The organism is Stenotrophomonas sp. STEN018 (assembly GCF_056760235.1).
In genome coordinates, this window is record NZ_JBRREK010000004.1 from 38610 (window position 1) to 47490 (window position 8881).

The 8881-nt window shown below is 55.9% G+C and carries 7 protein-coding genes; 1 reads left to right on the forward strand and 6 read right to left on the reverse strand.

What is annotated here, in order from left to right; translation table 11 throughout:
* Positions 1-135 precede the first annotated feature (135 nt).
* The 6 genes from ACVOMB_RS02730 to ACVOMB_RS02755 all read right to left on the reverse strand — a co-directional run bounded on the left by ACVOMB_RS02730 (position 136) and on the right by ACVOMB_RS02755 (position 7289).
* Entirely contained in the window at positions 136-2088 is a 1953-nt protein-coding gene (locus ACVOMB_RS02730) for an alpha/beta hydrolase family protein (protein ID WP_481529829.1), read from the reverse strand.
* Between the two features lie 434 nt (positions 2089-2522).
* A complete protein-coding gene (locus ACVOMB_RS02735) occupies positions 2523-3566 on the reverse strand; it encodes a zinc-binding metallopeptidase family protein (protein WP_481529758.1) in 1044 nt (347 codons plus the stop codon).
* 19 nt (positions 3567-3585) lie between these two features.
* Complete coding sequence (locus tag ACVOMB_RS02740) at positions 3586-4032, reverse strand: hemagglutinin repeat-containing protein (RefSeq protein ID WP_481529759.1); 447 nt, start codon at positions 4030-4032, stop codon at positions 3586-3588.
* Positions 4033-4136: 104 nt separating this feature from the next.
* A complete protein-coding gene (locus tag ACVOMB_RS02745; protein ID WP_481529760.1) occupies positions 4137-4961 on the reverse strand; it encodes a hypothetical protein in 825 nt (274 codons plus the stop codon).
* A 685-nt stretch (positions 4962-5646) separates the two neighbouring features.
* A complete protein-coding gene (locus tag ACVOMB_RS02750; protein WP_481529761.1) occupies positions 5647-6234 on the reverse strand; it encodes an Imm42 family immunity protein in 588 nt (195 codons plus the stop codon).
* Positions 6225-7289: a hypothetical protein gene (locus ACVOMB_RS02755; protein ID WP_481529762.1), complete on the reverse strand. Its 1065-nt coding sequence runs from the start codon at positions 7287-7289 to the stop codon at positions 6225-6227. The genes ACVOMB_RS02750 and ACVOMB_RS02755 overlap by 10 nt, the downstream gene beginning before the upstream one ends.
* Positions 7290-7402: 113 nt before the next feature.
* Here ACVOMB_RS02755 and ACVOMB_RS02760 point away from each other — a divergent pair, with 113 nt between their 5' ends.
* Positions 7403-8371: an IS5 family transposase gene (locus ACVOMB_RS02760; RefSeq protein ID WP_481529763.1), complete on the forward strand. Its 969-nt coding sequence runs from the start codon at positions 7403-7405 to the stop codon at positions 8369-8371.
* Positions 8372-8881: the final 510 nt, after the last annotated feature.

Here is an 8881-nt window from a genome sequence, read left to right on the forward strand (position 1 = left end):
CAAACCCAGGCAGGCAACTCCAGCATGCCGTTGTACCGAGCAGCGCCCGCGCCGCAATGAGGCCAGTCTGCAAAGACCCGGGCTGGTCAGGTAGCGGGGGCGATTTGCACGCCCCCAACTACGCGCCACGTGCGCCTACTTCGCCTTCTCACCGCCCAGGTGCTGCGACAAGAAACCCAGCAATCGACCGTAGTACTCACGCTGGTGCGGCTCAGTATAGAAACCGTGCCCTTCCGTGCTGAAGTACAGCGACTCAACCGGAACGCCAGCCTTGTTCAGTGCGGCCTCCATCATCCGGGTGTGCTCGATTGGCGCAATCTCGTCTTCGCCACCGGCAGCGAGGAACACAGGCACCTTTATCCGATCGGCAAAGCGGTTCGGCGACGACGCGGCCAGCGCAGCCTGATCTTCGCCCACCCAGTCCTTGGACCAGTTGCCCAGGCTGCGAGCGGTACGTGCATCCGCACGCTGCATCATCGGCAAGTCGTAAACGCCCACGTAGCCACCGGCACAACGGTAAAGCGTAGGCTCCTTGGCTGCGCCCATCAGCGCGGCATAGGCGCCGTAGCTGGCACCGTAGATACAAATTTTTGTCGAATCAGCATGGCCTTCGCGGACAGCCCAGCGGGTGGCATCGGTGAGGTCATCCTGCATCGATCCGCCCCATTGCTGCGCACCGGCGCGACGGAATGCCCAGCCATGGTTACCCGAGCCGCGATAGTTCACCTGCATTACCGTATAGCCCGCCGCCGCCAACATCTGCGCGTCACGGTCGTAACGCCATTCGTCGAAAATTCCATACGGCCCACCATGCGGCATCAGCACCATCGGGCGTGCACCGCTGACACCACGCGGCTTGGTCAGATAGCCGTGGATCTTCAGTCCATCGCGGGCCGCAAAGCTGAAAGGCTCAACAACAGCTGCCGCGTCCGGATCGATCCAGCTGCCACTTGCGACCACGAAACTCAGTTTCTTGGCAGCGGAGTCGTACAGGTAAAAGTCGCCCGGATTATTGCCGGACCAGACTCTCACCATCGATAACTGGCCGTCCTTGGTACTGGAGGTGATCCGCACCGACTGCCCCGGAAATGCGGCTTCCAGGCTGCGGTATGAGCGTGCTTCTGGCACATCGTCATCGAAGAACACACTGCGATGGCGCCCATCCATCACCTGTGCACCTACTGGCACGCTCGTACCGTTGCGATAGATGATGGACCAAGGGTCCGCAGCCTCGTCGCGTAGCACCGTAGTACGGGCACTGGTAGCAGGATTCCAAGCCACGATGCTGTCCGGCCCGGGGCCTTCACCGCGCACCTGCAGATAGGCCAATGTGTTGTCTGCCGAAAAACCCAACGGCACCTCGATGCGGCCATTCGCTTTTTGATCGTTGATCAATCGCCATTCAGCGCCTGCAGCATCGCGGTAGTAGAGCTTGCTGATGTTGTCCAAGCCCGATCCCAGGGCAAGACGCACCTCACCAGAGTTGTCGGTGACAAAGCTCGCGTTGCGCACCGGCACCGTCGCGGCCACGGTACGACGCCCGCTGTTCACGTCCAATTTCTCGGCGCGGGTGAACGGCTCCATCGTACCCAAGGGCCATGTCGATACCACCACATTCCGATCATCCGCAGACAGTGCGTCGACGAGAAAAGCAGCCACGCTTTCGACCTTTTTTGGCTGAATACGGGTGCCGGGCCCATTGCCCTGCACTCGGTAGCCAACCAGCAATTCCGCCTGGCCGCCGTCAGCATTGATGGCATACAACTCGCCAGTAAGACGTGGCTGATCCAGCAGGCCGAACTTCTCGGCGATACCAATCAGCACGCGCTCATCGTTTACCCAGTCAAAACTGTTCACGTGCATATTGCGCTGCAGGACAAACATCCCGGACTGCTTGTTGCCTTCCCGGGTAAAAATGACAAGTGCAGTTTTGTCTTCCAGCGGCACCGTGGCCGCGTAATATTTACCCGTTGGCGACAACTTGATCTCGTTGAACTCATCTTTGCGGATGAACTGCCCCAGATCCACAGCAGCCCAACTACTGACCGAACAAACAGACAGCACCAAAGCCATCCCCAGCTTCATCATCTGCATCTCGCCCCCTCAAACGGGCGTCCAGCCCGCGTTGGCCGATTCTAGCCAGCTGTTGCTGGGTATTTCCATAGAGAAAGCCCCCAAAGTAAGTGGCGCACTGCTCTCAGGCTATGGAGTTTGGCTTCCAAACCAGCAAACACCGAGTCTTACGGTCTCACCGCTCTATGCATGGCTATTCAAATCGGGCCCGAAGTTTCAACGCGATCACATCCGGCCGACATTCCTCCAGCTGATCAGTACGATGCTTCTGCCTGAAATACGAGAACGTCACGCAGCGACCGTTCGCGCTGCAGCCCGGATAAGCACTGCGCACCCGGGGCCGTTGGCGAACAGCTTGAAAGACCTGTAGATCTCCGCTCCCGCGTGCACTGTGCTTACCTGGGCTACGGATACTGCAACTGCTGAAGCATCGCGCTGATCAGATTCCTCTATGCCTTATCCGCAGCAACCAGACGATAGGCGTCATGCAAGATATCCAGGAATACCTGTCGCTGACCCGCATCCAGCACCACCGACTCCCGGAACCGATCAACAGATCCACCCCAGTCTTCCAGCGAGTCATCGTTGTACACAGATTGATAAGCGTCCCAAGCACCAGCCGCCTGCAAATACAGCGTCTGCGCGAACAGCTCCAGCGATTCCCCGCTCGAAAGCTTCAGCGGCCGACTGGTCTGGGTATGGCTCAGCACTTGCCGCACTACCTGATCGTCATTGAGCTGCGATCCCCACACGTGGCCTCTCAGATGCTGTCGCACGAAATCCAGAATCCGTGCGTGATCATCAGCAAGCCCCTTCGCATACACCTCGTCAGCCAGCCGCAGATGGCGCCCGTCGAACAGCCATTTGATCACCAGCGTGGCGGCCGGCTTCACCGTGTTGTGGGGGTTCTCTTGATCGAACTCGTGATGCCCCAGGAACTGGCGGTCCTGCACGATGCTGATCTGCATGGAATCCACCCGTTGCTTCTTGGCAGAGAACCAAAGCTTGAGCTCGACATCCTCACCCAATGGCTTTCGAAAGAGATGCTCATCGGTGTATGCGTCCACGTTGCCGTCAAAGAATGCCATGCACTCGTCAAAGCTGGCATCCGGCCCTACGAAGCCTTCCCAGAATCCAGCCGGCAGCGCCACATTGCCCTTGGGCTTGCGTGAGAACAGCAACACAGCTTGCAGATAGCACACCAAGCCGCTGCGCTGACCATCGGCCGGCGGATAGAAGCGGTCATTGATGATGTCGAACGCAAAGTAGTGCTCCATCTCATGACGCTTGTCCTTGATGCACTTGGTGCCCTGATTGGCGGTGATGGAAACAGGCGGCTTGCCGACTCCATGACGCTCGAACCACTCCGCAAGCTGCGGATCGCTACCGTTGGCACCAACCAGATTTACAAGATCAGAAACGTGCATGGTGTCTTCCGTGAGACCTGAATTTTTGTGAATTATCGCAGGCGCATGGTAATCATGCGCTTTCACGCCCCGCCGCTGCTCTGGACTAGTTTCGCCGAATATCTCTACTTGTGGATGGCTCAAAAAACTGGGAGGTGGTCAGCTCGACGCTGTTCTTCACGGCAAGGGCAGTATCCACCGCACCGCCCTTCAAGCTTACGTTGATGCCGGTCTGCTTGAACTTCTGGGTTTCGGTGACGCTGTTCCTGTCTTCGGCCGCCTGGATGGTCACGTTCTGGCCGATGATGCCGATGCCGTCCCGGCTCAACACATCGCTGCCGGTGATCGGCACATCGCGACCAGCGGCGATATCCACGCGACCGTCCGTGCTGCCGATCAGGCTGCCGGTGTGCGTCCTCTCCTCAATGTTCGCCGTGGTGTCCGTGCGCTGCTTGCCGATGGTGAAACCAACCCCCGCCAGAGAACAAACCGGACTTTGTGACCGTCTTGTCGTGTACTTCGGTGACGTGTTCTGAGCGACATCGAGAACCACATCGCGCCATCCAGCCGCCTGCTCTGTCTCTTGCTGAATCTTTCCACCCTATTGCCTTGGTCGAAGCGCAAGCTGCAACAGCACCCGGTCCTTTACCACACACCTCACAGCGGACGGCTCCACGGCATGAAGTCGAACTGCCCTCCATTTCCAGCTAACACATGGGAGGAATAAAAATCTATCGCCTCACCGGGCCTGTCCAGCACTCGAATAGAATCCACATTCCCTTCATGAATATGATAGACGCGCCCATCCCTGCATGAATCGATAACAAAAAACTGGTCCCCATGCGGTCCACCTTCGTTACCAGGCCTCGTATCTAGAAAGCAACGCATGGCTGTCCACTGGTAAGCCTCTCCATCCATATCCAACCGGGTATCAACCGCGCCTGGCAATCTCTCGACGAGCATGGACATCCTAGCCCCCGCACTCTTCCGATCAAAGGACTCTAGAACTCTGTTCACCGGCACCCAAGACGAACGCGGGTGCGCAACTAATCCTCGGTTGATCAGCGGGTTCGACGGCAACTCGGCAGGTATCTTCCACCCCCCCGTCCTCCACAACCACGACCTTGAAATGCTTTCGGGCAGAGCGAGCAAAGAACCGAATGAATCCCAGCCGTCCTCAAAGTTGTCAGCCAATCTCCCGGGATCGACAATCACCAAACAGGACGGGAAACACATAATTAGATCCGGCAGCATCACCTTCCCGCGGCCCTCTCTCACCGGATCATCGAACGTACTTACGCCCAAAAGCAACTCACCACCTTCATGGCAAATAGTTCGAAAGGACTCTGGCTGATAAGTGGCAAATGACTCGATAAGCCATGACTTACCCTTAGAAAGTATCGACTCACAGGCCTGTCCGCGTTTGCCCATCAACACGCCAGCATGCACATCCTCCGGCATAGCAACCATTGAGGAGTACATTCCGCCATCATAATATCTCGATGCGACTTTCACAATTTCACTCGCGCCCACCCTTTCTCATCGAATAAATTACTTCCTCAACCTTCTCTCGAACAGAGTTATGACGATCCAACAAATACTTCTTGTAGTTATCCGACACTTCCTGCCCTCTCCAAGTCTCCCATCCGCCGTCAACAAACTCAACTAAACAGTTCTTTGAACAATTCGCCCCTTTTGCCATAGGCTGCAAGTTATCCACCATATCCGTCAGTTCGTCTCTCGTAGATTTAGGCAATTAGTCGAATCCGCGGATCTGGGAGAAGAATTTTCTGGGCAGGATGTGATCGACCTCGACCTTCGCGGCATCAGGAAACACCTCTTTCCGCGAATTCAATCCAAGCATTCCTAAAGCATTTCGGGCTGAATAACCCCGACAAGCAGACTATGCACCATTCTAAGCTTCAAACCTCACACATCTAAACCCAAGCACTATCCTCATGGAGCATCTCCCAAACCCTGGCTTTCCCAGCCTTGGTCCCTATCAAAGAGGAGAGTCGCCCCTCTCCACTCGGGGCTTCCACCAAGATCGCTTAGGCTTGTTTACTTCAAGGTGCCGTTCTAAAACACCAAAACCACCCTCCCTATTTGGCCCAGCCAATTATCTAGCCGCTAAGCAACAACGAAAATTCTTGAATATACAGCCCACCTATCCTCTGCGCCTCTCATCACCAACCCGCACCTCGATACCGTTCCATGCAGATTTAACGCCCGCCACCAGCTCCAACAACTCCCCCCCCCCCAACACAACCTCGCAAACATCAGGAGATCTGAAAGCTGACCACTCACGCCCACCATCCCCATTTGGAACAAATTCACCAAGTCTAGCCCCTAGAATTCGTGTTAGTCCTTCCCAAGAAACCGCAAAGAAGAAGCAACCTAGATTCTCCATCTGGTCGGTTGAAGCCTTGAACGAGAAATCCGTGACGAAATCATCAGAAATCTCAACATCTCGGTCAAAATAATCCGGAAAAATTTTTTCCATCATCACCCTAAATGCCACTTCCTTCGGCATAAAGAAAATATCCTTATCTTCCGGAGTCGCCACAATTGAATTATCCACCTCGAAGCTATAAACCTCCCCACTTAAAGGGGCGGCAACCAGCATTGGCGGATAGAACTCTCCATTGACCACATAGTGGAAAGCCCCGTTATAGCCGTACTCGCTTGTATACCAATCAGGCACCCAATCGATGAATATCGCAAAGCGATCTGGATTACCAACAATCACCGCCACTTACCTCCTATGCCCAAGGCACGCCTAACTTCCGTTGGAATATTTCCCTTTGGCAAAGGGGCTGACTTATCACCGGTACTTCCAGCCCAATGCCATGTATTGTCACCAGCACCGGTGTATGTAAACTGGTGCACATTACCAGCGGAATCCTTCGCGTACATCTTCTTCCCAAATGGAACAGCACCACTAAATAATTGTAGCGAATTTGCAGGTTCAACACCCGCGTCACGGTTAAACCCTGCCTGCCCCGGAGTGTGCTTGCCATTTGATCGATAAACCAAGCCGTTCGAAGCGGCAGTATTCTCCCTATACGGAATCGGGCTACCCCTCCCACTCTCAGAAGGCGCTACGCCCCACGCAGCTCCCTTTCCGCCAGGATTGAAGCCTCCGTTCTGCCCCACAAGCCCAAGTGCCGTCCCAATCTTTGCTGAAGCAACCTGAGCAAGACCGAGGGTTACCGCCAAGCCGGCCTCTTCAGACCAGCCCCCATGCTTATCAATGGCAGATTCGGTATTGCTCGCCCAGTAACCCGCGGCCGCAATCCTATTTTCGATTGGAGTTAGATAAACGCCTTCTATCCCTGTCCCTTCAAAGACATATGATCGAAATTGGGATCCTGTATCAGACTGAATAAACTCTCGAAGAAAGTTCGAGCTGCGAACGTAATCTGAATAAACAATGAAAGATTCCGAACCGCTACTCTTTTTATATTCAATAGCGTGGTTCAGCGATGTCGCACAAGCGGCGCTTGAAGGTGCAACGGAGCAAAGCGCACGCATTTCCTCATCTTGAGCCACAGAGACTAGCTGCGCGCGCCGAATTACATTCACCCTACACTGCATATCTGCGCCACATTTCTCCAACAACCCCTCGAAATGCTCTATCTGTTGATGCGTCAGGTAGTTGTTGGCCACCTCATTCATTCCAGCCGCACCACCAGCAGTACCACCCGCAGCAGCACCCACCGCTGTTGAAGCTACCCCTGTCAGCACGTCAGCCAGCGGCCCGGACACCCCGGCTTCGCGCAGTGCCTCAGCAACCTTGGGCGCGGTCAACGTTCCGGCGGCTGCACCTGCCGCACCACCAACACCGCCGGTTAGGGAAGGTCTGAACAAATCACCCGCAGCCTGTCAGACTTGAAGCCTCGATTCGGGAGCCTGATACGCCCATGCAACTGACCTTTGGCGACGCCGAACAACAAGGCCGACGCAAGCGCACACGGCGCGAGATATTCCTGTCCGAGATGGAGCAGGTGGTGCCGTGGAAAGCGCTGTTGGCGTTGATCGAACCGCACTACCCAAAGACAGGCGGCCCCGGCCGGCAACCGTATCGGCTTGAAACCATGCTGCGCATCCACCTGTTGCAGCAGTGGTACGCATTGAGCGACCCGGCGATGGAAGGGGCTTTGTGCGATACGCCGGTGATGCGCCAGTTCACTCAGTTGGGCGGGCTGGAGGAGATTCCGGATGAGACGACCATCCTCAACTTCCGCCGTCTTCTGGAGAAGCACCAACTGGCAGCGGCAATGTTCAAGCAGATCAGCGCGCACCTTGCGCGTAAGGGCATGAGCCTGCGCGCCGGCACCATTGTCGATGCAACGATCATCAACGCGCCATCGTCAACCAAGAACGACGACGGCAAGCGTGACCCGCAGATGCATCAGACCAAGAAGGGCAATCAGTGGTTCTTCGGGATGAAGGCGCATATCGGTGTGGATGAGCACTCCGGGCTCGTTCACCACGCGCATTGCACGGCGGCTAATGTGGGTGACGTCACCCAGGTGCAGCACCTGTTGCATGGCCGCGAACAGGAGGTCTATGGCGACAGCGGATATGCCGGTGCGGAGAATCGTGCGGAGCTGCAGGACGTCGTGGCAGCGTTTTTGATCGCCGAAAAGCCTTCCAGACTGCGTGCTATCAAGAGCAAGCGCGACTTCAAACATGCACGTCGCTGGGAGCACTTCAAGGCGAGTGTCCGCGCCAAAGTCGAACACCCGTTCCGGGTGGTGAAGCGCCAGTTTGGTTACACCAAGGTGCGCTACCGCGGCCTGGCCAAGAACACGGCGCAGATGCTTACGCTGTTTGCGCTGTCGAACTTGTGGATGGTGCGGCGGCAGCTACTGCCGCAGATGGGGTAATTGCGCCTGCAGGACGGGAAATGCCGTCCTGCTGTGCGAAGTTAGGCATGAAAGTTACCGATTTGATGCAGGCTGCCGACCGCGCTAGTTCAATCGCTGCATAACAAAGGGTATGAGCTGATTCTTCAGACCTTCCCTAGCAACCAAGACTTCCCGTTGTCGATGATCCGCTTAATCGAAGCACCGCGATCCGCCATCAAATTCGACGCATGAATCAAAGGGATATCACAGAAGCGGCCGTAGATCCCGCCAGTAAAAACCACCATAGCCACCTCTTCACTTCGTCACCGCACACAATGTTGCCGATCAGGCTAGCATTGTGTGCCACCTGTCGCCGGCAGTTCCTGCAAGAGGGAACGATGGATCTGGAGCTAGAGCAGATCCGTATGACATTGCAGCGATAGCGAGCGTTTGGCTCCTCGCGATTTCGGACAATTGTCGAAGCCGAAACCTAACCGCGCGCGGAAACTCATCCAGCGCATCGGCCAATCAAGAACAAAGACGGCCAAA